We start from the raw sequence: 25110 nt of genomic DNA, 5'->3' as shown, positions 1-25110 counted from the left end.
CCGCGGGCGCCCCCCCCCGAGACTCGCTGGGCGGGGCCGCCCCCAGCCCCCCTCGAGCGCCCTGGCGCCCCCCCCCCCCCCCCCGGCGGGGGGGCCCCCCGGGGGGGGGGCGCCCCCCCCACGGGTCACAGGTCTCGCAGGTCTCGCAGGTCTCACGAGTCTCACAGGTCGTGCAGGTCGTGCAGGTCGTGCGGGTCGGGCTCAGCCCGTCGGGCCGAGGCGCGACCAGCTGTCGGACGGGTCACTGGTGTTCGGGGTCCCGTGGTTGTCGGGGCCCTTGGTCCACCACCGCGCCTTCCAGTAGTAGCCGTTGTACGAGACCACGGTCCGCGTGGCGCCGTCCGGGTCGCCCGCGACGATGGCCGTGCCGGGCTGCACGCCGCTGTTCCTGGGCTCGGCGACGAAGCCCGCGTAGGAGGTCAGCCCGTACGCGCTGCCGTCCTTCGGGACGCCGCCGCTGAAGGCGTTGCCCTGGGCGTCGAGGAAGCGCCACCACTGGCCGTTGCTCCAGTCGCAGTCGCGCACCGTGAGGCTGCCGAAGCGCTGGTCGGCGCCGAGGCACTGCTCGTGGCCGCTGGTCGTGCTCTTGATCCGGTACCAGCCGGGGCCGCCCTCCTCGCTGACGTTCCAGAGCTGGTTGGCGTTGCCGTTCTGCGAGTCGACCAGGTGGGCGGTGGTCCAGCTGCCCGGGTGGTCGATCACGTTACCGCTGTTGAAGTCCTGGATCTTCCAGAGGTCGCCGGTCTTCCACAGGGCGAACGGCGCGAAGGCCGGGTTGTAGGTGCGGGCCGGGTCCCAGGGCTCGGCCTGGCAGGACGAGCCGCCGGTGGCGCCCAGCGTGGCCGGGGTGGTGCCCTTGCGGGCGTCCTGGGCGAGCCCGTACTCCGTGCCGTTCACCTTGATCTTGAAGTTGGCCGGGCCGGTGATCGGCAGGTAGTACTTGATCCCGATGTCCCGCGCCTTCCCGGCCGGGACGTCCTCGCAGTACCCGAGCCTGATCGTCACCCGGTGGAAGTCCGCCTTCAGGCCGCCGACGTTCGGGCCGGTCCGGCCGGGCGCCACGGCGCCGGTCATCTCGTGCCAGGCCTCGTCCTTGATCAGCGGGGGAGTGGACGTCGGGATGTCGAAGGACAGCTCGGTACCGGCCGGGAGGGTCTGGCCGGTGTTGTTGGTGATCCGCAGCTTGGGCTGCATCGGCCACAGCTGCGCGTTGTCGGACGGGAAGTCCGCGAGCTCGGCCTTGACGTCCAGGGTCTGCTGCGGGAGCGCCTGGTCGCTGCGCACCGCGCCGGGCGCGCCGGAGCCGCGCAGGGTCTGGTCGACGAGGGTGGTCATGTCGTAGCCCATGCCCCACTCGCCGTTGGAGCGCTTGGTGTAGTCGCCGCCGAGCTCCCAGATCATCGCGCCGCCGATGCCGTTGTCGGCGATGTACTGGGCCTTGGCCTTGATCGACTGGTCGTCCTCGGTGGAGATGAAGACCTTCTTGGCGTCGTTCCAGAGCCAGGTCGACTGGGTGGCCGGGTCGAAGTTCCGCTCGTAGCCGCCGACCTGCTGGTTCGGGTTCACCCTGTAGTCCGGGAGGTAGCCCGGCCGGATCCCGTCCTGGAGGTTCTTGGCGTGCCACAGCGGGTTCGAGCCGGCCCCGACCTCGTTGCCCATGACGTCGGTGTCGTGCCACACGTTGTCGATGCCGGTGGCGCCGTTGCCGCACTTCTGGGCGAGCCCGGTGCCCGGCTGGCATTTGGACTGGTCGCCCTCGGCGGTGCCCCACAGGCCCTTGGTGCCGCCCGTGACGCCCTGCCAGCCGCGGGTGTAGTACGGGACGCCGATGTTGATGCGGCCGGCCTGCAGCGCGCCCCGGTAGTAGTGGTAGGCCCAGTCGGTGTTGAAGTAGCCGGTCTTCTGGTAGTCCTTGGTGTTCGGGTCGGTGTCGTTGTAGATCCCGGCGGCCGCCATCTCGTTGTCCTGGCCGCTGTCGTACAGCGGCGCCTGCGGGCCGACGTAGCTGTTCCACGAGCCGTGCAGGTCGTAGGACATCACGTTGACGAAGTCCTGGTACTGCAGGGCCTGCTGGTTCTCCTCGCCGCGCACCAGGTACCCGGAGGACGAGGCCGCCGAGGTCAGCAGGAAGTAGCGGCTGTTGGCGGCACCGGACTGGTCGAGCTTGGCGCGCAGCGTCTTCATCAGCGCGACGTAGCCCGCCTGGAGGCCGGCCCGGCGGGGGTTGGCGATGCCCTGGTCGTTGGGGTTGCCGGAGTTCTGGAGCGAGGCCGGGTACTCGTAGTCGATGTCGACGCCGTCGAAGCCGTACTGGTTCAGGAAGGCGGCGACGGAGTCCGCGAAGGTGTTGATCCCGGCTTGGTTGACCGAGCCGTCGGCGTTGGTGGCCATGGTGTAGAAGCCCTGGGTCTGGGCCCAGCCGCCGACCGAGATCAGCGTCTTCACCTGCGGGTGCTGGCGCTTGTACCGGGTGAGGAGGTTGAAGTGGCCCTGGTACGGGAGGGACGGGTCCATCTCGGCGCCCGCCACACCGGGCCAGGTCGTCTTGGTCGCCTCGTCACCGACGGCGATCCGGTTGTCCTGGCCGACCGAGGCGAAGGCGTAGTTGACGTGACTGACCTTCGACCAGGGGATGTTCTTGACGAGGTAGCGGGGCTCGCCGTTGGCGCCGGTGCGCCAGCCGGTGAAGTACCCGACCACGCGCTTGTCCCGGCCGCCGAGCCACTCCCGGCCGCTGGTGTCGTACACGTCGCAGTAGCGGGCGCCCGGGCTGGGCGTCATCCCGTCCGGGCGGCAGTCGCCGGAGGCGGCGGGCTTGGCCTGCCGGTCGTCCGGGGTGGCGTCGAACGGGTCGCCCGCGTCCGTGGCGGAGCCCACCGGGGACTCGCCGCAGTCCACCTGGACGGCGCGCGAGCCGTCGTTGCCGTCGGTGACCGCCAGGCACTTCTGGGTGGCCTGGTTGCGCAGCCACGTCCCGGCGTGGGTCCACTTCTGGTTGGGGTTCGGGCCGCAGCCCCACTGCTGCACGGTGCCGCTGGGGACGTCGACGTCCAGGCACTTGCCGCTGTTGGCGTTGACCACCCGGGACTGGTCGTCCAGGGTCCACTGCTGGTTCCTGCTGCCGCCGCAGCCCCACTGCTGCACCTTGGCGCCGTCCGCCTGGCCGTTGGTGCTGCCCAGGTCGACGTCCAGGCACTTGTTGGTGACCATGCTGCGGATCTCGCCGGGGCCGACGCTCCAGTCCCGGTTGTCCGTGCTGTGCCGGCCGGACTCGCCGCCGGCGGGGGTGAGCGTGACGGACGTGTTGTGTCCGATGATCTGGGAGATCAGCTCGCCGCCGGGATAGTCCATCATCATGACACCGGTGCGGCCGCCGGTGTCGGAGTTCTTGAAGTAGTCCCAGGCCCAGTGGTTGACGCCCCACGTGCCCCCGGCGCCGCCGGCCACGCTGTACGGGTAGGCGCCGGCGCTGGCCCCGGTCAGGTAGTTGAAGTAGAGGGCGGTGTTGTCGGTGTCCGCGCGCGTCTTGGTCAGGTGCGCGAGGACCTTGTCCCACTTGGGCTTGATGTCGGCGACGGTCGGGATGTCGTAGTCGTTCTGGACGCGGGCGTCCACCGAGGCCGTCTTCAGCCCCCACTCGCCGTACAGGCCGCCGTGCGGGCCGCGGAAGGAGTTGAGCACGATCCGCCCGCGCACCTGGCCGAGCAGCGGCGTGTCGGCCGACTGGCCGCGCGTGACCGAAGGCGTCCAGAAGTACCGCTGGTAGCGGTCCACGTACTTCTGGAACTCGTCGCCCATCAGCTGCTGCGTCTCGGCGGTGGACAGCTCCGTCTTCTGCGGCAGCCGCGGACCGCAGGGCCGGTGCGCACCGACGATGCCGCAGTCGTCCGGGAGGTCCGGCCACACGGTCTTGTAGACGGTGTTCTCGGTCTTCAGGCTGAGCAGCACCGTCTCGGTGGGGTGCGCGTCGAGCCACTTGGTCAACGGGTCGAGGACGCCGAAGCCGAGCGCCGCGTGCTGGCCCATGATCCCGTGCCACAACCAGAGCTTGTCGTCCGCGCTGTCGCCGTCGGGGTCGACCCGGATGTCGATCGACCGGATGCCGGCGTTCAACTGGTCGACGAGGGACGTCTGTTGATCGTTGTCCCACTCCTGCGTGGTGACGGCCTCACCGCCGTAATGGGACATCGTCTCGTGCGTGCCCGGGATCGACAGCGAGCCGAGCGGGGCGGAGTCCTCGACGTTGTTCATCCACATCGGGTTCGAGGTGGTCTTCAGGCTCTCGTAGTAAGGCCAGCCGTAGGAGTTGGTCGCGGGGGTGTTGGGGGTGTCGCGGTAGAAGGCGATCCGGTCGTCGAGCTTGCCCATCGACGTGCACCCGAACGAGTTCGGCCCCGGGGCCTGCGGCCTGGGGTCGGTGATCACGGCGGCGAGCAGGTTGAGGCACGTCTGCTGCGCCCGCTGTCCGAACGCGTTCGGATGGATGGCCTCCTGCATGTCACCCCAGTTCGCCTTCGCGTCCTCGGGCTTGAACGGGATCCACCGGACCCACTCGGCGTCGCGCGGCTTGATGGGGTTCGTCGCGTTGTCCTTGGTGGCCTGAGCGGCATCCGTGTTGCACAGTTCGTGCCCGAGGAAGAGCTTGCCGAGATCCAGGAACGTGGCCTGCTGGTCGGCCGCTGCGCGCTTCAGGGCCCCGCGCAGGCTCGTGATGACCGTTTCCCGCGCCCAGTCGATGTCCTTGTCCCTGAAGGGGCAGCGACCCGAGGTCCAGCGCTTGTAGGACACCGACTCCCAGTAACGCATCTGGCTCGACGGCGGCAGGACGTTCGGGTAGGACTGGAGGACGAGTTGGTAGGAGTCCGGCGTGTAGTTGTTGCCGGCCGTCATGGCCTTCCTGATCGCGGCCAGCGCCGTCTCGATCTTGACCTGGACCCGTGCGATGTCCTGGCGGAAGGTGTTGGAGGTGTTGCCGCCCTCCTTGCTGCAGAGATCGCCGTTGATCGCCCCCCAGGAAGCGGCGCAGGCCGCGATGATGTCGGAGAAGTGGATGTCGTTCCCGCCGATCGACACCACGATCATCTTGATCCGGCGGCTCTTGTCCGCCGCGATCGCGGCCAGTTGGTCGGCCTGCGACGTGGGCTCCTTCCAACCCGGGACCGTCGAGGTGATGTTGTCCGTGGTGGCGCCGGAGCAGGCGAGGTTGATGCGCTCGGGATCAGGGCTGTGCGGGATCTGGACGCCGGTGATCTCGGCCATGCTGGAACGGTCGCACTTGTTCCCCCCGGGGTCGTACGAGGTGTCGACGGTGCTGCCGTCCGCCCGGGGGATGTTCTTGTAGACGGCGGTGGAACTGTCCGTTCCCCAGGCGCCCGCGTCGTCCGTGAACGCGTTGCCGGCCCAGCGGCCGCCCTCGCCGGAGATGAAGCTGTCGCCCATGGAGATCACCACCGGGTGGGCGTCCGGGTTGGGATCGGCGGCGGCGAACTGCGCGGGCGTTGCCAGGGTCTGGACGACCGCGGACAGGAGGGCCCCCGACAAGACGGCGGCTACGGCGCGGAGCAGGCCTGGTGGTCTGCGCCGCGGCCGTGGTGGTGCGGAGCTGTGCACGGACGTGTCCTTTCCGGCGGCTCCCGAACGGAGCCGGACCGGCCGAGGACACCGTACGGGCGTCCACGCGGCGTCGACATCGTGTCAACGCGGGCGTTGACACGGGCGTACGGGTCGTCAGAATCCGTGGAACCGCAGGTCGGAGCGTCATTGTCAGTGTCGCCCCATAGTGTGGAACCAACGTCGGAGGGGGCGCCGGAACGGCGTCGGACGGGCGTTGGGAGAGGGGTAGGACCATGGCTGTGAACAGGATCAAGCACAAGGTCAACCACGTGTCGCTCGTGGTCGACAAGTCCGGTTCGATGCGCCAGCACGAGGGGCAACTCGTGCGGGTGGTGGACGAGTTCGTGAAGGGGCTGCAGGAGGAGTCGGACCGGCTCGGGCACGAGACGCGGATCAGCCTCTACGCGTTCGACCACGAGGTGCAGAACCTGGTCTGGGACATGGACGTCAAGCACCTGCCGTCGCTCAAGGGCCTCTACCAGGTCGACAACGGTGCGACGGCGCTGATCGAGGCGGCCGTGAAGTCCTTCGACGACCTGAAGAACATCTGGGAGGGCTACGGGGAGCACTCGTTCCTCCAGGTCGTCGTCACCGACGGCGAGGAGAACGCTTCCGGCTGCTCGGAGAACGGGCAGATGCACATCCGCATGAACGGCACCGAGGGTGCCGCCGTCCTGCGCTCGTGGACGGACCGGATCCGGCGGGCCATGGACGACCTGCCCGACCACTGGACCTCGGCGATCCTGGTGCCGAACTCCCTGGCCAAGCGCACCGCCCAGGGGTACGGGTTCCCGGCGGGCAACATCGCGATCTGGGACGCGGACTCCAGCAAGGGCGTCGAGGAGGCCATCGGCACCGTCAAGTCGGCCGCCACGAGCTTCCTGCGCGGGCGCGAGCAGGGTGTGCGCGGCACGAAGAACCTGTTCACCATGGGCCAGGACCTGAGCACGGCCGACGTGAAGGCCAGCCTCGACGCCCTGGACGCCGGCAAGTACACGCTGATCCCGGTCGACGAGCAGGTGCAGATCCGCGAGTTCGTCACCCGCTCCGGGCACGAGTACAAGACCGGCTGCGCCTTCTACGAGCTGTCCAAGCGCGAGAAGATCCAGGGCTCCAAGCAACTCGCCGTGGCGGAGAAAGACCCGGCCACCGGCAAGATGACGGGCCGGGTGTTCTCGGGCCCGGCGGCCCGTCAGCTCCTGGGCCTGCCGCAGTCGGAGGTCACGGTGAAGCCGGGGGAGAACCCGTCGTACACCGTGTTCGTGCAGTCGACGTCCGTCAACCGGAAGCTGGTGCCGGGCACCCGGCTGCTCGTCATCCGGTAGCCGGATCGGTGGTCGGGCCGGGGGCCGGGCCGGCGGCCGAGTCCGCCCGGCGCATGCGGTGCGCGGTGCGCAGGCCCTGTTTGGCGGCGGTCGCGACCAGGCCGCCGAGCGTGGTCCTGGCGGGGTCGTGGGCCACGAGGCGCTCCAGCACGGGCAGCGCGCGGTCGTCGGCGGTGGAGCCGAGGGCGCGACAGGCCAAGGCGCGCAGGTCCGGGTCGGGGTCGGCGGTGAGGGCGATCAGATCGTCGACGACTGCCGGGCCGAAGGCGGCTATGGCCGCGGCGAGGTGACCGGCCTTCGGGTTCCGGCGCTCCAGCATGGTCTGCCAGAGCGCGGCGAGTGCGGCATCGCCGCCGATGTCTCCGAGGGCGCGGGCGGCCGCGGTGCGGACCCACCCGTTGTCGTCGTTCAGCCGGGTGGCGAGGGCGGGGACGGCGGTCCCGGCCCCGAGGAGGCCGAGTGCCTCGCAGGCGCCCTCGCGGGTTTGCGGGTCGGGGTGTTTCAGCAGGGCGGTGATCAGCGGAACGGCGCTCCGGAACCCGAGTTCGCCACAGGCGACCGCGGACCACCGCACCCCGCGGTGCCCGGTGTCGGCAACGGCCCGCAGGAGGCCCGGTTCGAGGTCCGCGTCACCGAAGAGGGCGATCCGGTTGAGGGCCTTCGTCCAGACGGTGACGTCCTGCGTGCGGTGGTCGGAGGCGACGTCGTGCAGGGCCGCGAGGGCCTGCGGGTGGCCGAGTTCGGCCCACTGCAGCAGCGCGTCGATCGCCCGGATCCGGCCCGTGCGGCCCGCCCGCAGCTCGGCGGCGTGGACGGTGACCAGGGAGGCCGGCCCGTCGGGCAGGTGGCCGAGCGCGTCCCCGAGCGGCCCCGCGAGCGAGGGTTCGAGCCCGCCGAGCCGCAGGGCGAGCAGGCCGATCCGCTCGCCGACATCCTCGTCGTAGAGCGCGTTGCGGCACAGGTTGGCGGAGAGCTTGCCGACCGTACGGAACAGCAGGAACGCGGGGTCGGCCCCGTCGAGGGCGTCGATCCGGCCGGACATCGCCGCGGCGACGGCGGCCTGCGGGCGACCGGTGGCCCGCAGGACCGCCTCCGCCCACACGAGCGGTTCGGCCTGCTGCTCGTACAGGAGGCGGCCCCACAGGCGGCGGATGGCGGCGCTGTCGTCGGTCATGCGGTGATCGTTCCACGCGGGGTGCCCCCGGCCAACGGCTTTTCACGGCCGCGGGCCGGGCGCGCCCCGAAGCCGGCGAGGGGCGGAACGACCAGGTCAGGCGGCAGCCGTCGCCCGGAGGGCGGCCGACAGGTCGCGGGCCTCGTGCTCGGTCATCCGGGGCGTCTCGTACGGCACCGCGTTGACCCAGCGCTGCGCCAGCCGCGCGATCCGCTCGCCGTAGCGCTCCGCCGTGATCAGGTCGCCACGCGATCCGGCCTGCTCCGGGCCCAGGTCGGCGTGACTCTGGCTCATCAGGCCGAGCCACGAGCCCAGCCGGTTGACGTCGTCGCGGGTGCCGCCGCTCCAGTTGTTGCCCGGCATGTCGCCGACGCCGACCCACTGCATGCCCATCTGGGCGCCGAAGACCGCCAGTTGCTCCAGGACCGTCAGCTTGTCGCCGCTCTGCGAGGCGGACATGGTGAACGCGCCGGCCAGTTTGTCCTTCCACGCCTGCGTCGTGAACGGGGTGAACGCCGCCTCCATGAACGCCTTGAACACCGCCGACACACTGCCCATCAGGGTCGGGCTGCCGAAGACGATCGCGTCGGAGCGGCCGAGCAGCGCCATCACCTCCGGATCGCGCCAGCGGCCCGCCGTGACGTCCTCCGCCCGGATCTCGACGACGTGCACCTGCGCGCCCGGCACCACCCGGGCCCCGTCCGCGAGGTGCTCGGCCAGCACCCGGGTGTGCCCGTGCACCGAGTGGTAGACCACCGTGACGGTGACGGTCGGTGCATCGTGCTCACGGTCAACGCTGTTGACTGCCATGACTGTTCACTACTTCCGTTCGTGGGGAAGCCCTGCTTGCCCCACCATCACAGCCTGCCCGCGGCACGGCATCAACGCCGAACTCCGGCATACAGCGATCGGCCCCGCCGATCGATCGCGCTAGCCTGGCCCCGTGGACAGGATCGAACTCGAAGCATTCGTCGCGGTCGCGGAAGAACTCCACTTCGGCCGCGCCGCCGCACGCCTGCACCGCGGGCAGCCCACCGTCAGCGACGCCGTCCGACGGTTGGAGAGCGCTCTGGGCGGCCGGCTGTTCCACCGCACCAGCCGACGGGTGACACTGACCGACCTCGGCGAAGCGCTGCTGCCCGACGCCCGGGCCACCCTCGCCCAGCTGCGCCGCTTCCAGCAGCGCGGACGCGCCCTGGCCGCCGGCGACCGGGCCCGCACCACTCTCGTCGTCGCCCACGCCGAATACACCGGCCAGCAGCTGCTGTTGCGCTGCCTCCCGCAACTGCGCGACCGGTTCCCCGACGTGACGATCGTGCCGGAGTGCATGCCGACCACGGCCCAGCTCACCGCCCTGCGCGCCGAGACGATCGGCCTGGGCATCGGCTGGGCGGCCGGCGGCATCAACGGCGTCCGCGCGAGGGTGCTCTCCACCGAACGCTTCGTGGCACTCGTCCCCGCCGCCCACCCCCTCGCCGGGCACACCGAGTTGAGCGCGGCCGAGCTCTCCACCACAGACCTGCTCACCTGGCCCCACCAGATCAACAGCGGCCTCTGCGACCGCCTCCTGGCCGCCTTTCAGATCGGCGGAGCCGACCTCCGCATCATCAGGACCGCCGACAGCGTGCAGGCCATCGCCGCCCACGTCGCGGCGGGCGCGGGCATCGGCATCACCGTCGAGTCCGCCCTCGACCACGAGCCGCCGGGACTGCGCATCATCCCCCTCACCGGCCCGTCGACGACCGTCGACCAGGTCGTCCTCACCCCCACCGACCCGACGGACACGGCGACGGCCCTGCGCGACCTGCTGCTCCACGCCTCGAAGGAACCGGCGGTTGCGGATCTCTGACGCCGCTGCCCAGGCGTCAGCCCTTGGCGGCGGGAACCGGTTCGCCCGTGACGCCGTCGACCAGCGCACGGCTGCCGAGCGGCCGGGCCAGGTGCGTGCTCAGCCGGGCCGCACCGCCGTCCTCGCAGCCGATGTCCGGGCCGGAGGCATCGCGGCGTTTCAGGACGATCGTGACCCGGTCGGCCGCTTCGTGGGCGACCAGGTCGGGCCGGTAGTCGCAGCCGCCCCAGTCGACGTGGAGAGAGACCGTGTGGTCGTCGGAGCCGACCGACACCGCGCCGACGCGCGGGTCGTCCACGGCGATCGGGCCCAGCACCGAGGCGTCCCGCACCTTGTACGGCAACGGGTAGGGATCGCCCCACGCGTAGCACGCCGCGACTCCGGCCGCTGCCACGCCCGCCGCGACCAGCCAGCGCCTCTCCCGACGCGTGAGTTCCATCCTCAGGCCCCTCCCCCGTGCTGTGGAGCCGGCACTGTACCGTCACGGAGGCCGCGGCGGCGCACCCCGATCGCGAGGCCGTTCACACGCGGAGCGTCTGAACCTCTGCCTGCTCACCGGCCGCGCGGTCGGTTGACAACCGCGCGGCAGGGGACGAGGGTCGACTCCCTGATCGGGTCGACGGGGGAGAGACCGATGAACCTTGAGGAGCTGAAGCGTCAGGCGCTCCACGTCCACGACCTCTATGACGAGCTGAACCGCCGTGAGCGCGGCCGGACGTGGACGCGCGGCGACTTCATGCTCGGATTCGTCGGGGACGTCGGCGATCTGGCCAAGCTCGTCATGGCCGAGGAGGGCGTGCGCGACGTCCCCGGTGGCCGGCCGGCGCTGGAGCACGAACTCGCCGACTGCCTCTGGTCGGTGCTGATTCTCGCCCATCACTACGACGTGGACCTCGAAGCCGCCTTCCGCCGGACCATGTCCGACCTCGGCGCGTCCATCGCCGGCAAGCTCGCCGCCACCGCCGACGGTGAGCACACGGGTTCTTGACGGAACGTCAGTCGACGGTCGGCCAGGGCACCGTCGTCTCGGCCGGGGCGGTGTAGTCGGTGCCGGGGACGTCCCAGCCGTAGAGGCGGCCGACCTGGGCCCGGAACCAGGCGGTGTCGGCGAGTTCGGGCAGGGTGTCGGTGGTCGCGGCGGCCCAGCGTTCGTGGACGGCGGCCTGCACCTTGTCGTCCATCTCCCAGCCGTCGAGGCGGATCCGCTGCTCCTCGTCGAGCTGCAGCGGTGCCGCGCCGGTGAGCTGCTGCCACAGGGCGGTGGCCTGCTGCGCGGTGCTCTGGAAGCCGTCGCCGAGGACGGCGTGCAGGAGGCTGGTGTAGAGGGCGATGGACGGGATGGCCGTGGAGGCCTGGGTGACGGCCGCGCCGGCGACCACGGTGTGGGCCCGGCCGCCGAGCGGGGCGAGGTCCTGCTGGAGGCGGCGGGCGGTGTCCTCCAGGTGCCGCTTGGCCGCGCCGATGGTGCCGGCCCGGTAGATCGGCGCGGTGAGGTCGGAGCCGACGTAGGTCAGGGCCACCGTGTGGAAGCCGTCCCGGACGAGGCCGCGGTCCGTCAGGGCGTCGATCCACAGCTTCCAGTCGGCGCCGCCCATGACCTGCACGGTCGCGTCGCGTTCCGGGTCGGCGGCGGGCGCGAGTTCGAGTGAGCCGACGAGCGGGGTGTCGCCGTCGAACTGCAGGGTCTTGGCCCGGTAGGCGGAGCCCAGGGGCTTGATCACGGAGTGGTGGACCTCGCCGGTGCCGGGGTCGGTGCGGCGGGGCGCGGCGACGCTGTAGACGAGGTAGTCGACCTTGCCGTACCGGGTGGCGAGGTGGTCGAGCGCCTCGTCTTTGGCGGCGGCGGAGAAGGCGTCCGCGTTGAGGAACGCGAAGTCGCCGTCCGTCCCGGCGAGCTCCGCCGCGCGGGCCGTCCGGTACCAGCCGGCGGAGGCGGTGCGGCGTTCGGTCTCGGGGGCCTCGAACGCGATGCCGAGCCCGCGCATGCCGTACGTGCGCAGCGCGGCGACGGTCGCGGCGAGGCCGTAGCCGGCGCTGGAGCCGATGATCAGGGCGACGGGCCCGTCCGCGGCGGCCGGGTCCGCGGCCGCCGGGCCGGTGCGTGCCGTGTCAGCGGGTGCGGTGTCGGCGGGTGCGGTGTGGGTGGGTGCGGGGGTGCGCTCCCAGAGCTCGTCGACGACGGCGGCGCAGCCCCCGGGGTGGGAGTTGAGGTAGAGGAAGCCCCGGTTGCCGGGCTTGATCTCGCGGAGGGTCATCGGTGTCCTTCGTGCCTGGTGACGAGCGTCTTTGCCTTCATCCTGTCGGGTGAGCGGGTGCGGGTATGTGGCGACATGCGCCAGGGTCCGCTCGCGAATCTTGTCGGAGCCGTCCCTACGCGCGCGACGCCTTCGTGGGCGACCGCGGCGACGGCCTGTCACCTGCGGTTTCGGGGGAGGACGGTTCGCCGGAACGGCTCTGCGTGGCTGATTGACTCCCTCTCGGACGGGCCGGAGGCTGAATTGATCTGACGCTGCGTCAGATCAATTGATCCGATGGAGGATTGCTGTGAGAAAGAGACCGGTTCCCCGCCGCACCAGACCCCTGATGGCGCTGCTCGGAACGCTGGCGCTGGCGGCGGGCGGACTCGCCCCGGCGGCGGCCGCGTACGAGCGGGGAGGCCCGCAGGTGCTGCTCGTGTGCAACGGCAGTACCGCAGCCTGCCCGAGCGGCGCCGCGCAGCAGTACGGGACCATCCAGGCCGCGGTCGACGCCGCACGCGGCGGTGACTGGGTGCTGGTCTGGCCCGGCGTGTACCACGAGAAGGCCACCGCCGAGGCCGGCGTGCTGATCACCACCCCCGGCGTCCACCTCCGCGGGCTCGACCGCAACCGGGTGGTCGTCGACGGCAGCAACGGCAGCGCGGCGCAGCCCTGCCCGGCCGACCCGGCGCTGCAGGACACCACCGGTCGCAGCGGCGTCGTCGTCTCCAGGGCCGACGACGTCTCGATCGAGAACCTCACCGTCTGCAACTACCTCTCCGGTGCCGACGGCAGCGGCGGCAACGAGATCTGGTGGAACGGCGGCGACGGCAGCGGGCAGATCGGCCTGCACGGCTACCACGGCGCCTACCTGACCGCGACGTCCGGCTTCGGCGCGGCCGACCCGAACGCGTCCATGGCGCAGTACGGCATCTTCGCGTCCAACGCGACGGGCCCGGCGGAGATCGCGCACACCTACGCGTCCAACATGGGCGACTCCGACTACTACGTGGGCGCGTGCCGCGACATCTGCGGGGTGACGCTCCTCGACGCGCACGGGCAGAACTCGGCGATCGGCTTCTCCGGTACCAACTCGGGCGGCTACACCATCAAGGACTCCGAGTTCGACCACAACCGCAGCGGGATCGTGGCCAACTCGCTCAACAACGACGACGCGCCCCCGCCCCAGAACGGCAGCTGCCCGGGCGCGCCGCAGCGATCGTGCACCTTCATCGAGCGCAACTTCATCCACGACAACAACAACCCGAACTCCCCGCTCTCCGGGCTGGCGGGCGCGATCGGCGCCGGCATCGAGATCTCGGGCGGCCACGGCGACACGATCCGCGGCAACCGGATCCAGCAGCAGGGCAGTTGGGGCGTCGTCCTGCACGACTTCCCGGACAGCGAGACACCGCCGCCGCTGAGCACCTGCCAGGGCGGGACGCAGCTGCCCGGCGTCTGCGTCTTCACGTCCTACGGGAACCTGGTGGCGGCCAACGAGTTCGGCCGCAACGGCTTCTTCGGCAACCCGACCAACGCGGACCTCGCCAACGAGTCGACGACGGCGCCGCACAACTGCTTCGTCGGGAACCACGGGACCGACGGCGCCGCCCTCACCAGCGACCCGGCGTCGATCCAGAGCCGCACGGTGGACGGTCCGCCCTGCGGTGAGGGTGCCGGGGTCGGCGACGACCAGCTGCTCTTCGGCGAGTTGGTGTGCGCGGCGGGCTTCGGCCCGTGCCCGATCCCGGACGCGGCCTATCCGCAGCGCACCGGTCTCGACCTGGCGCCGCTCACCGCGCAGGCGAGCATGGAGCGCCCGTGCGCGGGGCTGCCCAGGAACGCGTTCTGCGCGTAGGTGCCGACCCCGGTCTCCGGCCCGGCGGCCCGCGCCGCTGGGCCGGAGGCCGCCTTGTCATATAGGCGTGGTCAAATCACGTTAAAGGCCGATTCGTTGACAGTGCGCCAAAAAAGCAGTTCGCCGATCGCGAGGAGATGATGTCGGCGCCCTGTTATGCCGATTCACGGTGATGGATATGGTGAATGGAGCCAGGGGTGCGGAGGAGGCCACAGGTTCGCGTGTGCACCAAAGGGGTGCCGGGTTTCCACTGCCTTCACCTGCGGAGATGGCAGAATGACCCCTTCCGGAGAGGGTATCGAAATCTTCACAATCGGCACTGTCGATTCACAACTGATCGAGGGTAGCGTCGTCGTCGTTCCGATTCCTGAATTGGGGGAAACACGCATGGCATCGAACCGGACCGCGAAGGCACTGCTGGGAATCATCACCGCCGGCGCCATCGGTGTCGGTACCCTCGCCGGTGCAGCGACGGCCGCCGCCGCACCCGCGCAGCAGACCGTCACCCGGACCATCACCATCCAGGCCGTCAACAACCTCGGCCTCAACACCAGTGAGGCCCAGAGCGTTCAGTGCTTCGTCCACACTGCCGGCTACGACCCCGGCACGATCGACGGCCAGCTCGGCCCCAACAGCTGGAAGGCCTGGCAGAGCTACCTCAACAATGCCGGATACCACGCCGGGTCCGTCGACGGCCAGGTCGGCCCCAACACCATCCGCGCCCTCCAGGGCTTCCTCGTCGACTTTGGCTACGACACCGGCGGCATCGACGGCGACGCCGGGCCCAAGACCAGGGCCGCGTGGAAGGCCTTCGCCAACCGCTGGGGAACCTGGTGCTGACCAGCGACTGAGCGCGGGCCCGTCCCGGGAGCGATCCCGAGGCGGGCCCGCGCCGCTATGTCCCGTGCGTGGCGAACTCGACGATCCGGGCCGGCGGCGGCGTCCAGCCGCGCGAGGTGTCGACGACCAGGCAGGGCACATCGAGCGCGATCGGGACCCACGACGCGATCGGCCGCTGCCCCTCGGCGATGCGGCGCAGGAGCTCGGAGTCCGCATGGACCGCCCGTGAGGGCTCCTCGGTGGCCCGACGGGCGATGCGGGTGTGAGCGATCTCGGGATCGACGGTGCAGCGCACGACGCGGACGTCGGCCAGCGGCACGAGCGGCGCCAGACCCGGCCGCCACAGCTTGTCCTGGAAGGCGGCCTCCGCCACCAGGTTCGTCCCCGACCGCACGAGCTCGCCGATGCTGCGGAAGAACGTCTCGAACGTCCGCAGGTCGAGGTCGTCGGCGGGATCGGCGCCGGCCGCGACCATCCGCTCCTTGATCTCGTCACGGCACACCAGCGGCCACCCGAGCGCATCGGCCAAGGCATGCGCCAGCGTCGTCTTGCCCGCGCCCGGCGGGCCACTCACGACGACGAGCGCCGGGCGGCGCGGCGGCGTGCCGTCGGGGGTGACTGCGCTGCGCAAGGACGTGCCTTCCCGACCCGCTGCGAACCCGGGCCCACTCGCTGACGATCGCGACCTCGTCGAGGGTCTCACGGGGTCGTAGTTCAGCTCCAGGGCTGTCAGCGGTGACGGCCACGAGGCCGCGACCCGTGACTGTCGGCCGCGCTCATGACGGCCCACCGCCGGTGCTGCCGAACCTGGCGCGGTACTCGCTCGGTGTGGTGCCCAGGTGGCGGGCGAAGGCGCGGCGGAGGGTCTCGTCGCTGCCGAAGCCGCTGTGGCGGGCGGCGTTGGTGATGGTGTGGCCGTCGAGGAGGAGTTGTTGTGCGCGGTCCAGGCGGACGCGTTCGACCCAGCGGGCGGGGGTGGTGTGGAGTTCGGTGTGGAAGAGCCGGGTGAGGTGGCGGGTGCTGACGGCGGCGGTGGCGGCCATCGCGGGGAGGCTGTGGTCGGCGGCCGGGTCGGCGAGGACGGCGTCGGTGAGGGCGCGCAGGAGGTCGCCGCGGGCGGGCGGAGTGGCCAGGGCGGTGGAGAACTGGCTCTGGCCGCCCGGGCGTTGGACGAAGACGACGAGTTCGCGGGCGATGTCCCGGGCGACCTGGGCGCCGTGGTCGTGTTCGACGAGGGCGAGGGCGAGGTCGATGCCCGCGCTGATGCCCGCGCTGGTGTGGAACCGGCCGTCGTGGACGTGGAGGGCGTCGGGTTCGACCCGGACCCGGGGGTGGCGTTGCGCGAGGGCGTGGGCGTGGCGCCAGTGGGTGGTGGCGCGGCGGCCGTCGAGCAGACCGAGCGCGGCGAGCACGAAGGCGCCGCTGCACACCGAGGCGATCCGCTGCGCCCGCTCGGCGAGGGCCGTGGCCGTGGCGAGGAGGTGTTCGTCGGGGCCGTCGGTCGCGAGGTGGTCGGCTCCGGCGATCACGAGTGTCCCCAGGGGGCCGGCGAAGTCCGGGGCCGGGGTGGTGGTGAGGGCCACGCCGTTGGCGGTGGTCACGGTGTCGCCGTCGGGCGAGACGAGGGTGGTCGCGTAGGGGTGGCCGAAGCGGCCGGCCTGGTGGAACACCTCCATCGGGCCGCTGACGTCGAGCAGGGTGACCCCGTCGAACACGAGGAAGGCGACCTGCCGCGTCATGTCCGAATCCGAGGTGTGCGTGTCTGTACGGACATGGCGCCAGCCTACGCCCCCGGGCGAGTGTGGAGGAGTCCACGAGCGGACCACCGAAGGAGAGGGCCATGACGAACGAGACGGTCGCAGGAGTGCGGATCCCGGACAGCGCCCTGGCGCGCGAGGCGACGGAGCTGGTGCGCGAGGCGGCCTCGCCGCTGCTGTTCGACCACTCGCGCCGGGTGTTCGTGTTCGGGGCGCTGCGCGGTGCCGAGCAGGGCCTGGAGTTCGACCCGGAGCTGCTGTACGTGGGGGCGATGTTCCACGACCTGGGCCTCACCGACCGCTTCGCCCGCACCGACCGGCGGTTCGAGATCGACGGCGCGGACGAGGCCCGCCGCTTCCTGACGGCACACGGCGTGGCCGGCGAGCTCGCGCAGCGGGTCTGGACGGCCGTCGCCCTGCACACGACACCGGAGATCCCGCTGCACATGGCGCCGGAGATCGCCCTCGTCACCCGCGGGGTGGAACTAGACGTCCTCGGCATCGGTTACCACGCCTTGACCGACGAGCAGCGCGCCGCCGTGGTGGCCGCGCACCCGCGGCCCGACTTCAAGAACCGCATCCTCGCCGCGTTCACCGAGGGCATCAGGAACCGCCCCGGCACGACCTTCGGCAACGTGAAGGCGGACGTCCTGGCCCACTTCGTGCCGGGCTTCGAGCGCGGTGACTTCGTCGAGGTGATCAAGGGCTCGGACTGGGCCGAGTAGGACGCGCAGTATCATCCCAGCTCAAGACGGTGAACGAGGCATCCGGAGGGGCGGACCCATGTCGGCCGACGCATGGCCGGAGCTGCTGTTCGGCTCCGAGCAGTTGATCGCGCTGTACACCGGACTGCCGCCCCTGGAGGGCCTGGTGCTCCGGTCGGTGCAGCTGAATCCGCGCGGCGCCGGGGTGACCCTGCGGGTCGAGCTCCCGTGCTTTCCCGACCTCGCTCCGCAGGAGTGGACGGACGCGGGCTGCGACCGGTTCGAGGCGCAGGTCGAGTTCACGGCGGTGGAGGAGGACCTGCGGATGCGGGGCCTGCCCGGCGGCACCGTGGTCGACGTCGAGCTGAGCCGCTACCTGCGGGACCGGGAGCGCCGGATCACGGTCGGGGTGCGCGGGCCGGGGTTCTCGCTGGACTTCACCGCGCACGCCGCGCTCAAGGCGGGGCACCTCAACGCGTACTGCTCCGGCCGCGCCGAACCGTACGCGGCGAAGCGGTGGTTCGTGAGCCCGGTCGATCGACGCCTGTACGGCAGCGTGCTGCCGCCCACGACCGCGAAGGTGTTCTATGGGTGACGGCCACGACTGGTCGGCGGAGTTGGCGAACCCCGGGACGATCCGCGAGGTCCTCGGCGCACCGCCGCCCCTGCTGAGCGACTACGGCCTGGACTCCGTCCTCGTCGACGAGCGCGGCGCGTCCGTCACGTTGCGGTTCTCCGCGTTCGCCGTCCCGGCCGGTGCCGCGGACCTGTGGCGGGAGCGCGGCCACAACGCGGTGGAGTTCGTGCTGGTGTGCCTCGGCGTGACGGACTTCGAGGTCGACGCGTGGTCGGGCTGGCCCACGACCCGCGCCACGCTCACGGGCAGGCGGGTCGTGCTCGGCGGGCGGGGCAAGGACGTGTCCTTCGCGGCGGCCGAGATCCGCGCCGAGCCGCCGGTCGGACGGCTCTGGAGCCGGTACGAGTGACGTGCGGCGAGGGCCGAAGGGGGACGCCCCTCGGCCTCGCCGCACGACGCTGCCGTTCAATGCCAGTTGCTGATCCTGACGTCGCGCGGAGCGGGCGCGCCCGCACCGGTTTCGAGCTCGGCCTTGAGGCTCATCAGGAACGTCGCCCACTTGGTGCTGCAGTGGTACATGAACTCCACCGGCTCCCTCCAGTCCTCGTGCCGGAACAGCACGATGGTGTAGTCGTCCTCCGGCTTGAGGTCGAAGCGGATGCGGGTGCCGATCCACTCCTCGGGGCCGTCGATGACCTCCCAGAGGACCCGGCGGCCGGGCTCGGTCTCCAGGACCTTCATGTCGAAGCCGCCGGGGCCGAAGCGGAACCGGACCACGCCGCCGGGGCCGGCGTCGCCGTCGGTGTCCTCGGTCCACCAGCTCGCCAGTCCGTCGACCGTGGTCAGGGCCGTGAAGACGGCCTCCGGGGACGCCGTGACACCGATCCGGTGCAGGATGTCCGCCATGGCGGGTACCTCTCTCTCGTGTGCGGTTCTCGTGCGGGCTCAGCTCTCCTGGCTGCGCTGGATCGCCTCGGCGATCCGCTTGATGCGCTGCAGGCGGGCGTCCCAGGCGGCGCCGACCGACGACAGCTGGGCTACGGCGCGGGCGAGTTGGGCCTCGTCGACCTGGTAGCGGCGCTCGCGTCCGGAGGGCGTGTCGTGGACGAGCCCGACCCGGCCGAGGACGCCGAGGTGTTTGGCGACGGCCTGCCCGGTGCGCAGTGGTCAGCCCGTGGGCATGCCGATCTGCCGGCGTTCGAGCGCCGAGCGCAGCGTCGCGAGCGCCTGCGCGGCGGCCGTCACCGACGCGTCGTCGAGCGTGTCGCCGATCAGCTCGGCGAGCCCCGCCGTGAACGTCCGCTCGGCCGCGTCGACGAGCTGCGCCCCGTCCTCGGTCAGTGCGAGCAGGGAGGAGCGGCGGTCGGAGGGGTTCGGTCGCCGGGCGACCCAGCCCTGCTTCTCCAGGCGGTCGACGCCCTTGCTGGTCGCCCCGATGCCGACGGCGAACCCGGTGGCGAGGTCCGCCACGCGGGCTCCTGGGTGGTCGCGCAGGTACCGCAGGAACTCGAACTGCGAGGTCACGATGCCGTGCCGGGCGCGGAGCCGGTCGTTGAGCGCGTTGTAGAGCCGCGTCTCGCACCGGACCAGATCGGCGAAGAACTCCGGCAGATCCATCGGCTCGCCCCTCGATTTAGATTCCACGGCATATAGTGTAGCGGCAGGTACTTTCGAGGGGAGCCCATCATGAGCAGGGAACAGCGTGCGCGGATCGACGCGATGCTGCGGCAGCCGCGTCCGGAGAGTCCCCGGACGGTCGAGGAGATCCGGGCCGGATTCGAGGCGCTGATGGCCGGGATGATCGTGCCCGGCACCATCCGCACCACGGAGACGGCGCTCGGCGGCCGGCCCGCCCTCAGGGTCGAGCCGGACGGTGCGCCGCGCGCCGGGACGATCCTGTACTTCCACGGCGGCGGCTGGGTGTACGGCTCGCCCCGGACGGCCCTGTCGCTGACCGGCAACCTCGTGGCCAGGACCGGCGTCGGGGCGTACTCGCTGGACTACCGGCTCGCCCCGGAGCACCCGTTCCCGGCCGCGATCGAGGACACGCTGAGCGCCTACCGGGCCCTCCTCGACCGCGGCGAGGACCCGTCGTCGATCGTGTTCGCCGGCGACTCCGCGGGCGGCGGACTCGCCGTCACCGCCTGCCTCGCCGCCCGGGACGCGGGCCTGCCGCTGCCCGCCGCCGTCCTGGCGCTGTCGCCGGGCGTCGACGCGACCCGTACCGGCGACAGCATGGTCACCAAGGAGGACGCCGACCCGATCTTCACCCGCGCGGACCTCGACCGCACCGGTGCCATGTACCTCGCCGGGGCCGACCCGCACCAGCCGCTGCTCAGCCCGGCCGTCTGCGCCGACCTGACGGGCTTCCCGCCGATGCTCGTCCAGGTGGGCGCCAACGAGCTCCTGCTGGACGACTCCACGCGCCTGGCCGCGCGCGCCGCCGCGGCCGGCGTGGACGTCGTCCTGGACGTCACCGCCGACGCGCCGCATGTGTTCCAGGCCTTCGCCGGGGTCCTGGACGAGGCGGACGAGGCACTGGACCGCGCGGCACTTTTCCTCGCCCAGCGCCTGCGCACAACGGGCCGACCGACCGTCAGTCCGCGCTCATGACCCGCGTCGGGTCGCGGTAGACCGCGTCGAGCGCGAGCAGCGCGGCGCCGCGGGTCGTGGCGGTCAGGCCGGTGCGGGAGAGGACGATCTCGCAGCCGCCGGCGTTCGGGGCCATCACGAGGTCGTGGACCTGCTCGGTGACGCCGGGGAGGAGGTGTTCGCCGAAGAAGGCGAAATGGCCGCCGAGGACGACGAGCCGGGGGTTGAGGATGTCGACGAGGAGGGCGATCCCGGGGGCCAGGGCGTCGGCGATGCGGTGGAGGGCGTCGAGCGTGCGGGGGTCCCCGGCCCGGGCGCGGGCGCGCAGTTCGGCGAGGCGGCGCTCGACGTCGATCATCGGGTCCCACACCATGTCGCCGGGGTCGGCGGCGTGGCGCAGGAGGGCGTCGCGGCCGACGGCCGTCTCCCAGCAGCCGCGCCGGCCGCAGGCGCAGGGCTGCTCGGAGGGGACCAGCCGGAGGTGGCCGACCTCGCCCGCGTAGCCGCCGGTGCCGCGCAGGAGCTGGCCGCCGGCGATGATGCCGACGCCGACACCGGTCTGGCCGGTGACGTGCACGAGGTCGCGGACGCCGTCGGCGGAGGCCGGGACGTACTCGGCGAGGGCGCCGAGCTTGGCGTCGTTCTCCAGGTGCAGTTCGGGGGCGGTCGGGCCGAGGCGCCGGCGCAGGCCGTCGAGCGCCCGGACGCCGCTCCAGCCGATGTTGGAGGCGTACGTGACGGTGCCGGTGGCGAGGTCGACGGTGCCCGGGGTGGCGAGGGTGACGCCGACGACGCGGCCGCCGGCGCGGCGCAGGCGGTCGGCGCCGCGCGCGATCAGCCGGGCGGCGGTGTCGAGGACGGCGTCGGGGCCCGCGGCGCGGACGTCGAAGGGGACGCGCTTTTCGGCGGTGACCTCGCCCTTGAGGTTGACGGCGAGGAGGCTGACGTAGTCGACGTCGATCTCGGCGCCGATGCCGTGGACGCCGGTGCCGTCGATCTCGACGCTCTGGCCCGGGCGGCCGACGGTGGTGCGGTCGCGCTCGGTCCCGCCCTCGCGGATGAGGCCGCCCTCCAGGAGTTCGGCCGTCAGGTTGGAGACCGTCGCCTTCGGCAGGCCGGTGTCGTCGGCGATCCGGGTGCGGGTGCGGGGGCCGTCGTCGCGCAGGAGGCGCAGCACGAGCCCGAGGTTGGCGCGGCGGGAGGAGGAGCGGTCGCGGGCGACGGCCGGTCCGGCCATCGCCAGGTTCCGGACGCCGTCGCCGTCGTGTGCGGATCCCATCGCTCGCTCCTTCTCCCTTGACTTCGGCCCGAGTTGGTTCAAACAATAACCGAACGAATTCGCAGTGCCCAGGTTCCCTCAGTACCTCACCGAGGAGGCGCACGTGAAGCCAAGTCCCGTCACCACCACGCTCGTTGCCGCGCTGGCCGCCGTCACCGCGTCGACCCTGCTGGCCGGCTGCTCCTCCGGATCGTCCGGCGGCGCGCCGGGATCGGCGGCCGCGGGCGGCACGGTCGAGCTGGAGTTCTGGGGCTGGGCCCCGGGCTACGACCAGGCGGTCGCGAAGTTCAACGCGTCCCACCCGAACGTGCGGGTGACGTTCGGCAAGACCGCGTCCGGCTCCAAGGGCGGGTACACGAAGATGCTCACGGCGGCCAAGGCGGGCAACGCGCCGTGCCTGGCCCAGGTCGGGTACGAGACCCTGCCGAGCTTCGCCGCCGCGGGCGCCCTCACCGACATCTCCAGGTACACCGGGGACGCCAAGTCGCAGTTCGCCGAGTGGACGTGGAAGCAGGTGACGATCGGCGGGCAGACCTACGGGATCCCCGTCGACACCGCGCCGATGGCGCTGTTCTACCGCAAGGACCTGTTCGCCGAGTACGGCATCACGACGCCCCCGGTCACGTGGGACGAGTACGCGGCCGACGCCGCCAAGGTGCACGCCGCCGACCCGACCGTCTACCTCGGCGACTTCGGCAACGACGCCTACAACTACGCCGGTCTCGCCTGGCAGGCGGGCGCCAAGTGGTTCGGCACCGGGAACGACCAGTGGCAGGTGAGCCTCGACAGCGCCGCCAACAAGAAGGTGGCCGGCTACTGGCAGGACCTGCTCGACCGGAAGCTCCTGAAGGCGGACCCGAGTTACGACCCGTCGCTGTACGCGGACCTGACGGACGGCAAGATCCTGTCCGACGTCAACGCGGTGTGGAACGCTCCCACGCTGGCGGCGAGCGTCAAGAGCGGCGCCGGTCAGTGGGCGGTGGCGCCGATGCCCGTGTGGGACGCCGCCAACCCCGCCTACGGCAACGACGGCGGCTCGGCCACCGCAGTCCTCAAGGGCTGCGCCCACCCCAAGGAGGCGGCCGAGTTCGCCACCTGGATGAGCACCGACCCCGGCAGCGTGGGCGACCTGATCACGGTCACGGGCATCTACCCGGCCGCGACCTCCGGGCTCGCCAACCCCGCACTCGGCAAGCCCGATCCGTTCTTCGGCGGACAGGTGATCTTCGACGTGTTCCGGGCCGCGAGCGCGCACATCGCCACCGACTGGCAGTGGGGGCCCACCATGACCCAGACCTCCACCGACCTCGGCGACGGGCTCGGCAGGGCGGGCACCGGCGGCGCGACCCTGCCCGGCGTGCTCGCGGACGTGCAGGGCAGGACGGTGGCCGGCCTGAAGCAGCAGGGCCTCGCCGTCGCCGGCGGCTGACCACCCGTCGACCCGGCCCCGCGCCACCCCCACGGGCGCGGGCCCGTCATGGTCACTCCCCGAGGAGGCAGCACGCCCATGAAGACCGTCCACGCCGGGCGGACAGCAGTGCGGAAGTCCCTGCGGGGCTCCGGAGGCCCCCGTCGCCACGGCCGGACGGCGGCGCTGTTCCTGGCCCCGTTCCTGCTGCTGTTCACCGCCCTCTACCTCGCGCCCATCGGCTACACCGTCCACCAGAGCCTCTTCCGGATGCACCGCTCCGGGCTCGGCCTCACCGCCCCCACCCAGGTGTTCGCCGGCCTCGGCAACTACGCGACGGCGCTGGGCGATCCGGCGTTCCGCGGCTCGCTGCTGCGGGTGCTGCTGATCGGCGTCGTGCAGGTGCCGGTGATGCTGCTGCTGGCCCTGGCGCTCGCGCTGCTCCTGGACGCCGGGTCGACCCCCTTCAAGCGGTTCTTCCGGCTGGCCTTCTTCCTGCCGTACGCGCTGCCGGGGGTGGTCGGCGCGATCATGTGGTCCTACCTGGTGGCCCCCGGGCTCAGCCCGATCACCGCCGCGGGCGAACACCTCGGCCTGCACCTCGACCTGACGTCCGACGGCATGCTGGGCCCCACCATCGGCAACATGCTCACGTGGGGCTGGACCGGCTACAACATGCTGATCCTCCACTCCGCCCTCCAGTCCATCCCGCCGGAGATCGGCGAGGCCGCCCTGATGGACGGCTGCTCGGCCCTCGGCGTCGCGTGGCGCATCAAGGTGCCGATGATCCGGCCGGCGCTCGTGCTGACCACGGTGTTCTCCATCATCGGCACCGCCCAGCTCTACAACGAGCCGGCGATCCTGCACACCGTGGCGCCGAACCTGAGCAGCACCTACACGCCCATCTACGCCGCCCACAACGCCGTGGACGCCGACAACTTCAACCTCGCGGCCACCGAGTCCGTCGTCCTCGCGGTGCTCGCGTTCGCGCTCTCCTTCGGCTTCCTCAAGCTCGTCCAGCGCCGGGGGGTCGCGCGGTGAACACCACCTCCGGGCGTCAACCCGCCTCCCGCTGGATCGTGTTGGGCGTGCTGCTCCTCGCCTCGGTGTACTTCCTCGCACCGGTGTGGTGGTTGCTCGTCGCCTCGACGAAGACCAGCAGCGGGCTGTTCTCCGGAAACGGCTTCTGGTTCGGCGACTTCGCGCTCCTCGACAACCTGGACCAGGTGTTCACCCGGCAGGGCGGCATCTACTGGGAGTGGCTCGGCAACAGCGCCCTCTACGCCGTCGGCGGCGCGGGCGTCAGCACGCTGATCTCCGCCATGGCGGGGTACGCGCTGGCCAAATACCGCTTCCGCGGGCGGGAGTTGACGTTCAACGGCGTGCTCGCCGCCGTGCTCGTCCCGCAGCCGCTGCTGGCCGTGCCGCTGTACCTGCTGTTCTCCCGACTGCACCTGGTCAACAGCTACTGGGCGGTGCTGCTGCCCAGCATGGTCAGCCCGTTCGGGGTCTACCTCGCGCGCATCTACGCCGCCGCGTCCGTACCGGACGAGCTCATCGAGGCCGGGCGGATCGACGGCGCCGGCGAACTGCGGATCTTCGCCACCATCGCGCTGCGCGTGATGTCGCCCGCGCTCGTGACGGTGTTCCTGTTCCAGTTCGTCGCCATCTGGACCAACTACCTGCTCCCCGTGCTGATGCTGGCCGACGACCACCTCCAGCCGGTCACCGTCGGCGTCGTCGGGTGGCAGTCCCAGCGGGCGATCGGGCCCGGGGCGCCGCCGCTGAACGTCGTCGTCACGGCGGCCATGGTGTCGGCGATCCCGCTGGTCGTCCTGTTCCTGTCCCTGCAGCGATTCTGGCGCGCCGGCCTCACCGCCGGCAGCACCAAGTGAGG

General features: G+C 71.6%; 22 protein-coding genes. 12 read left to right on the top strand and 10 right to left on the bottom strand.

The window, feature by feature from the left end; translation table 11 throughout:
- Positions 1-201: 201 nt before the first annotated feature.
- A complete protein-coding gene (locus tag ACFV4F_RS22475) occupies positions 202-5541 on the bottom strand; it encodes a glycosyl hydrolase family 18 protein (RefSeq protein WP_380504831.1) in 5340 nt (1779 codons plus the stop codon).
- A 305-nt stretch (positions 5542-5846) separates the two neighbouring features.
- Between ACFV4F_RS22475 and ACFV4F_RS22470 the strand changes: the two genes are divergently transcribed.
- A complete protein-coding gene (locus ACFV4F_RS22470; RefSeq protein ID WP_380504828.1) occupies positions 5847-6938 on the top strand; it encodes a VWA domain-containing protein in 1092 nt (363 codons plus the stop codon).
- Here ACFV4F_RS22470 and ACFV4F_RS22465 read toward each other — a convergent pair.
- Positions 6928-8112: a HEAT repeat domain-containing protein gene (locus ACFV4F_RS22465; RefSeq protein ID WP_380504825.1), complete on the bottom strand. Its 1185-nt coding sequence runs from the start codon at positions 8110-8112 to the stop codon at positions 6928-6930. The two genes, ACFV4F_RS22470 and ACFV4F_RS22465, sit on opposite strands and share 11 nt — an antisense overlap.
- 96 nt (positions 8113-8208) lie before the next feature.
- Positions 8209-8922: a flavodoxin family protein gene (locus ACFV4F_RS22460; protein ID WP_380443946.1), complete on the bottom strand. Its 714-nt coding sequence runs from the start codon at positions 8920-8922 to the stop codon at positions 8209-8211.
- Between the two features lie 133 nt (positions 8923-9055).
- Here ACFV4F_RS22460 and ACFV4F_RS22455 point away from each other — a divergent pair, with 133 nt between their 5' ends.
- Positions 9056-9961 (top strand): LysR family transcriptional regulator, encoded by a 906-nt coding sequence (locus tag ACFV4F_RS22455; RefSeq protein WP_380504822.1) that lies wholly within the window; start codon positions 9056-9058, stop codon positions 9959-9961.
- Between the two features lie 16 nt (positions 9962-9977).
- On the opposite strand, the gene ACFV4F_RS22450 is transcribed toward ACFV4F_RS22455, so the two are convergent.
- Complete coding sequence (locus tag ACFV4F_RS22450; protein WP_380504819.1) at positions 9978-10400, bottom strand: hypothetical protein; 423 nt, start codon at positions 10398-10400, stop codon at positions 9978-9980.
- A 195-nt stretch (positions 10401-10595) separates the two neighbouring features.
- Between ACFV4F_RS22450 and ACFV4F_RS22445 the strand changes: the two genes are divergently transcribed.
- Positions 10596-10949: a MazG nucleotide pyrophosphohydrolase domain-containing protein gene (locus ACFV4F_RS22445; protein ID WP_380504816.1), complete on the top strand. Its 354-nt coding sequence runs from the start codon at positions 10596-10598 to the stop codon at positions 10947-10949.
- A gap of 7 nt (positions 10950-10956) precedes the next feature.
- Here the strand turns inward: ACFV4F_RS22445 and ACFV4F_RS22440 are convergent, their stop codons facing one another.
- Positions 10957-12216 (bottom strand): enoyl-[acyl-carrier-protein] reductase FabV, encoded by a 1260-nt coding sequence (locus ACFV4F_RS22440; protein WP_380504813.1) that lies wholly within the window; start codon positions 12214-12216, stop codon positions 10957-10959.
- 328 nt (positions 12217-12544) lie between these two features.
- Here ACFV4F_RS22440 and ACFV4F_RS22435 point away from each other — a divergent pair, with 328 nt between their 5' ends.
- Together ACFV4F_RS22435 and ACFV4F_RS22430 are read left to right on the top strand one after the other, a co-directional pair.
- On the top strand, positions 12545-14056 hold the full coding sequence (locus tag ACFV4F_RS22435; RefSeq protein WP_380504810.1) for a hypothetical protein: 1512 nt from the start codon (positions 12545-12547) through the stop codon (positions 14054-14056).
- A gap of 387 nt (positions 14057-14443) precedes the next feature.
- Entirely contained in the window at positions 14444-14896 is a 453-nt protein-coding gene (locus ACFV4F_RS22430; RefSeq protein WP_380504808.1) for a peptidoglycan-binding protein, read from the top strand.
- Positions 14897-14951: 55 nt separating this feature from the next.
- Here the strand turns inward: ACFV4F_RS22430 and ACFV4F_RS22425 are convergent, their stop codons facing one another.
- Together ACFV4F_RS22425 and ACFV4F_RS22420 are read right to left on the bottom strand one after the other, a co-directional pair.
- Positions 14952-15527 (bottom strand): AAA family ATPase, encoded by a 576-nt coding sequence (locus ACFV4F_RS22425; protein ID WP_380504805.1) that lies wholly within the window; start codon positions 15525-15527, stop codon positions 14952-14954.
- 145 nt (positions 15528-15672) lie between these two features.
- Entirely contained in the window at positions 15673-16635 is a 963-nt protein-coding gene (locus tag ACFV4F_RS22420) for a GlxA family transcriptional regulator (RefSeq protein WP_380504802.1), read from the bottom strand.
- A 101-nt stretch (positions 16636-16736) separates the two neighbouring features.
- On the opposite strand from ACFV4F_RS22420, the gene ACFV4F_RS22415 reads away from it, so the two are divergent.
- From ACFV4F_RS22415 to ACFV4F_RS22405, 3 genes are read left to right on the top strand one after another with little or no spacing between them, the layout of a single operon-like run.
- On the top strand, positions 16737-17378 hold the full coding sequence (locus ACFV4F_RS22415) for an HD domain-containing protein (RefSeq protein ID WP_380443964.1): 642 nt from the start codon (positions 16737-16739) through the stop codon (positions 17376-17378).
- 58 nt (positions 17379-17436) lie between these two features.
- Positions 17437-17952: an Imm50 family immunity protein gene (locus tag ACFV4F_RS22410; protein WP_380504799.1), complete on the top strand. Its 516-nt coding sequence runs from the start codon at positions 17437-17439 to the stop codon at positions 17950-17952.
- On the top strand, positions 17945-18343 hold the full coding sequence (locus ACFV4F_RS22405; RefSeq protein ID WP_380504796.1) for an Imm50 family immunity protein: 399 nt from the start codon (positions 17945-17947) through the stop codon (positions 18341-18343). The genes ACFV4F_RS22410 and ACFV4F_RS22405 overlap by 8 nt, the downstream gene beginning before the upstream one ends.
- 56 nt (positions 18344-18399) lie before the next feature.
- On the opposite strand, the gene ACFV4F_RS22400 is transcribed toward ACFV4F_RS22405, so the two are convergent.
- Positions 18400-18840 carry an SRPBCC domain-containing protein gene (locus ACFV4F_RS22400; protein ID WP_380443970.1) on the bottom strand — a complete coding sequence of 147 codons (441 nt, stop codon included), beginning with the start codon at positions 18838-18840 and terminating at the stop codon, positions 18400-18402.
- Positions 18841-19101: 261 nt separating this feature from the next.
- On the bottom strand, positions 19102-19551 hold the full coding sequence (locus ACFV4F_RS22395) for a MarR family winged helix-turn-helix transcriptional regulator (protein WP_380504793.1): 450 nt from the start codon (positions 19549-19551) through the stop codon (positions 19102-19104).
- A gap of 69 nt (positions 19552-19620) precedes the next feature.
- Between ACFV4F_RS22395 and ACFV4F_RS22390 the strand changes: the two genes are divergently transcribed.
- Positions 19621-20547: an alpha/beta hydrolase gene (locus tag ACFV4F_RS22390; protein WP_380504791.1), complete on the top strand. Its 927-nt coding sequence runs from the start codon at positions 19621-19623 to the stop codon at positions 20545-20547.
- Here ACFV4F_RS22390 and ACFV4F_RS22385 read toward each other — a convergent pair.
- The gene (locus tag ACFV4F_RS22385; RefSeq protein ID WP_380504788.1) at positions 20531-21805 is read right to left on the bottom strand and encodes an ROK family protein; all 1275 of its coding nucleotides are present in this window, start codon (positions 21803-21805) and stop codon (positions 20531-20533) included. The genes ACFV4F_RS22390 and ACFV4F_RS22385 overlap by 17 nt on opposite strands.
- A 103-nt stretch (positions 21806-21908) precedes the next feature.
- Here ACFV4F_RS22385 and ACFV4F_RS22380 point away from each other — a divergent pair, with 103 nt between their 5' ends.
- From ACFV4F_RS22380 to ACFV4F_RS22370, 3 genes are all read left to right on the top strand, one after another.
- The gene (locus ACFV4F_RS22380; protein ID WP_380443978.1) at positions 21909-23234 is read left to right on the top strand and encodes an ABC transporter substrate-binding protein; all 1326 of its coding nucleotides are present in this window, start codon (positions 21909-21911) and stop codon (positions 23232-23234) included.
- A 78-nt stretch (positions 23235-23312) separates the two neighbouring features.
- Positions 23313-24254, top strand: a complete 942-nt coding sequence (locus ACFV4F_RS22375) for a carbohydrate ABC transporter permease (RefSeq protein ID WP_380504785.1) — start codon at positions 23313-23315, stop codon at positions 24252-24254.
- Complete coding sequence (locus ACFV4F_RS22370) at positions 24251-25108, top strand: carbohydrate ABC transporter permease (RefSeq protein ID WP_380504782.1); 858 nt, start codon at positions 24251-24253, stop codon at positions 25106-25108. The genes ACFV4F_RS22375 and ACFV4F_RS22370 overlap by 4 nt, the downstream gene beginning before the upstream one ends.
- Positions 25109-25110: the final 2 nt, after the last annotated feature.

This window comes from Kitasatospora sp. NPDC059722, from assembly GCF_042733235.1.
In the GTDB taxonomy this organism is placed as follows: domain Bacteria; phylum Actinomycetota; class Actinomycetes; order Streptomycetales; family Streptomycetaceae; genus Kitasatospora.
The sequence above is the reverse complement of the archived record's forward strand: the minus strand, read 5'-3'. Positions and strand labels throughout refer to the sequence as shown.

What these genes read in the sequence shown, in the direction of transcription:
- ACFV4F_RS22415 (WP_380443964.1), top strand. Translation starts at nt 16,737, where the DNA reads ATGACGAACGAGACGGTCGCAGGAGTGCGGATCCCGGACAGCGCCCTG.
- ACFV4F_RS22405 (WP_380504796.1), top strand. Translation starts at nt 17,945, where the DNA reads ATGGGTGACGGCCACGACTGGTCGGCGGAGTTGGCGAACCCCGGGACG.
- ACFV4F_RS22470 (WP_380504828.1), top strand. Translation starts at nt 5,847, where the DNA reads ATGGCTGTGAACAGGATCAAGCACAAGGTCAACCACGTGTCGCTCGTG.
- ACFV4F_RS22420 (WP_380504802.1), bottom strand. Translation starts at nt 16,635, where the DNA reads ATGACGCGGCAGGTCGCCTTCCTCGTGTTCGACGGGGTCACCCTGCTC.
- ACFV4F_RS22410 (WP_380504799.1), top strand. Translation starts at nt 17,437, where the DNA reads ATGTCGGCCGACGCATGGCCGGAGCTGCTGTTCGGCTCCGAGCAGTTG.
- ACFV4F_RS22375 (WP_380504785.1), top strand. Translation starts at nt 23,313, where the DNA reads ATGAAGACCGTCCACGCCGGGCGGACAGCAGTGCGGAAGTCCCTGCGG.
- ACFV4F_RS22435 (WP_380504810.1), top strand. Translation starts at nt 12,545, where the DNA reads ATGGCGCTGCTCGGAACGCTGGCGCTGGCGGCGGGCGGACTCGCCCCG.
- ACFV4F_RS22465 (WP_380504825.1), bottom strand. Translation starts at nt 8,112, where the DNA reads ATGACCGACGACAGCGCCGCCATCCGCCGCCTGTGGGGCCGCCTCCTG.
- ACFV4F_RS22450 (WP_380504819.1), bottom strand. Translation starts at nt 10,400, where the DNA reads ATGGAACTCACGCGTCGGGAGAGGCGCTGGCTGGTCGCGGCGGGCGTG.
- ACFV4F_RS22395 (WP_380504793.1), bottom strand. Translation starts at nt 19,551, where the DNA reads ATGGATCTGCCGGAGTTCTTCGCCGATCTGGTCCGGTGCGAGACGCGG.
- ACFV4F_RS22400 (WP_380443970.1), bottom strand. Translation starts at nt 18,840, where the DNA reads ATGGCGGACATCCTGCACCGGATCGGTGTCACGGCGTCCCCGGAGGCC.
- ACFV4F_RS22385 (WP_380504788.1), bottom strand. Translation starts at nt 21,805, where the DNA reads ATGGGATCCGCACACGACGGCGACGGCGTCCGGAACCTGGCGATGGCC.
- ACFV4F_RS22440 (WP_380504813.1), bottom strand. Translation starts at nt 12,216, where the DNA reads ATGACCCTCCGCGAGATCAAGCCCGGCAACCGGGGCTTCCTCTACCTC.
- ACFV4F_RS22390 (WP_380504791.1), top strand. Translation starts at nt 19,621, where the DNA reads ATGAGCAGGGAACAGCGTGCGCGGATCGACGCGATGCTGCGGCAGCCG.
- ACFV4F_RS22460 (WP_380443946.1), bottom strand. Translation starts at nt 8,922, where the DNA reads ATGGCAGTCAACAGCGTTGACCGTGAGCACGATGCACCGACCGTCACC.
- ACFV4F_RS22430 (WP_380504808.1), top strand. Translation starts at nt 14,444, where the DNA reads ATGGCATCGAACCGGACCGCGAAGGCACTGCTGGGAATCATCACCGCC.
- ACFV4F_RS22445 (WP_380504816.1), top strand. Translation starts at nt 10,596, where the DNA reads ATGAACCTTGAGGAGCTGAAGCGTCAGGCGCTCCACGTCCACGACCTC.